Source organism: Bowmanella yangjiangensis (assembly GCF_017255015.1).
Taxonomy (GTDB): domain Bacteria; phylum Pseudomonadota; class Gammaproteobacteria; order Enterobacterales; family Alteromonadaceae; genus Bowmanella; species Bowmanella yangjiangensis.
Genome location: NZ_JAFKCS010000190.1, coordinates 1 through 1,519, shown reverse-complemented (window position 1 = coordinate 1,519; position 1,519 = coordinate 1). Strand labels below are relative to the sequence as shown.

The 1,519-nt window shown below is 67.3% G+C and carries 2 protein-coding genes; one reads left to right on the top strand and one right to left on the bottom strand.

All coding sequences use genetic code 11. From position 1 onward, the window contains the following. Positions 1-142: 142 nt before the first annotated feature. Positions 143-514 carry a VOC family protein gene (locus J0A65_RS23210; RefSeq protein WP_175254221.1) on the bottom strand — a complete coding sequence of 124 codons (372 nt, stop codon included), beginning with the start codon at positions 512-514 and terminating at the stop codon, positions 143-145. A gap of 69 nt (positions 515-583) precedes the next feature. Here J0A65_RS23210 and J0A65_RS23205 point away from each other — a divergent pair, with 69 nt between their 5' ends. Beyond that, the gene (locus J0A65_RS23205) at positions 584-1,291 is read left to right on the top strand and encodes a helix-turn-helix transcriptional regulator (protein WP_206596659.1); all 708 of its coding nucleotides are present in this window, start codon (positions 584-586) and stop codon (positions 1,289-1,291) included. The last annotated feature ends 228 nt before the right edge of the window (positions 1,292-1,519 follow it).

Below are 1,519 nucleotides of genomic sequence, written 5' to 3'. Positions count from 1 at the left end.
CGCGATGCGCACCTCGACAGCCTCGCCCTGCAGGCGCAACGACTGGTCGACGAGCGCCTGCCTTCACGCGCGCTGCATTGAGGCGCAGCCCCACGCCGGGCGCGGGGCTGCATCAGGCGCCGAGCGCCATCGACAGCGGCGCTCAGCTGGCATCGCGCATGCACACGCGCAGCCGGTGACCGTCCGGGTCGAGCGCGACGAAGGTCGGCCCGAACACCGCACGGGCCAATGGCTGCTCGATCTCCACGCCCAGCGCCCGCCAGCGCGCGTAGAGCATTTCGACATCCGCCTCCCGCTCGACCAGGTAGCCGAACTCGCTGCGATGGCCGCTGCCGGAGGACTGGAAATTGTCCGCCTGCTCCGACCACAGTCCCAGGTGCAGCTGCTCGTTCAGCGCGAAGGACACGTAACTGGGAAACTCGCTGCTGGGCGCCTGCTGCAGCAGTTGCCGGTAGAAGGCGCTGCTGCGCAGTGGGTCGGCAACGTAGAGGACAAGCAGATTGGGACGGTTCATGGTGGACCTCCTGACAATGGGAGGGTCACGTTAGTCGACCCTACTGACAGTTCCTGTCAGCATGGCGCGATGACACGCACCGAACGATTGTTGAAGCTCCTGCAGATCCTGCGCAGCCACCGCCTTCCCGTCAGCGGCCAGACGCTCGCCGCTGAGCTGGGCGTTAGCCTGCGCACGCTGTACCGGGACATCGCCACCCTGCAGGGCCAGGGCGCCGATATTCACGGCGAGCCGGGCATCGGCTACCTGCTGAAGCCGGGTTATCTGCTGCCAACGCTGATGTTCACCCAGGAAGAGCTGGCGGCGTTGCTGCTCGGCCTGCGCTGGGTCGAGCGCCGGACGGATCCGGCGCTGCGCCAGGCGGCGCAGAACGTACAGGGCAAGCTGCGTGCGGTGCTTGGCGCCGAGGCACAGGCACAGCTGGAGAAGACCCCGCTGTTTGCCGGGCCCGCCCCTTCCACGAGCGATGACGGCGCCACGGCACGTGCCCTGCGTGAGGCCATTGGCGATGAATGCAAGGTGCTGATCGACTACACGGACGAAGCGGGCACGCTGAGCCGACGCACCTTGCGGCCGATTGCCCTGGGCTATTTCGACGGTTTTCAGATGCTCGCCGCCTGGTGCGAGCTGCGCAACGACTTCCGGCACTTCCGCCTGGAGCGGATCAGCGCCTGCACACGTTCGAGCGAGCGCTTCAGCGGTCAGGGCGGCTGGTTGCTGGCGCAGTGGCAGGCGTACAACCGCCAGCGCGGCATCGTCGCCCAGCCCACGCAGTAGCCGAGCGGGCAGCATGGACGAATGTCCGTCTCCATTGCTGCCGCCAGGTCGCTAAGCGCAGCACCCGAGACGCTTCTGGACAGGTCCTGACGGCGCACCGAGGCCATCATCGGCGCAGCATCTGGCGTGCACCTCATCGAGGCCGCGCCAGGCAAGAACGGAATGCCCGCCAGCGACACGTCGAGGACACACGGATGAAGGATTCAGCACGCGGCCTGCTGCTCGTCA

Excerpts from the sequence above, each read along its gene's own strand:
- J0A65_RS23210 (WP_175254221.1), bottom strand. The coding sequence starts at position 514 with ATGAACCGTCCCAATCTGCTTGTCCTCTACGTTGCCGACCCACTGCGC.
- J0A65_RS23205 (WP_206596659.1), top strand. The coding sequence starts at position 584 with ATGACACGCACCGAACGATTGTTGAAGCTCCTGCAGATCCTGCGCAGC.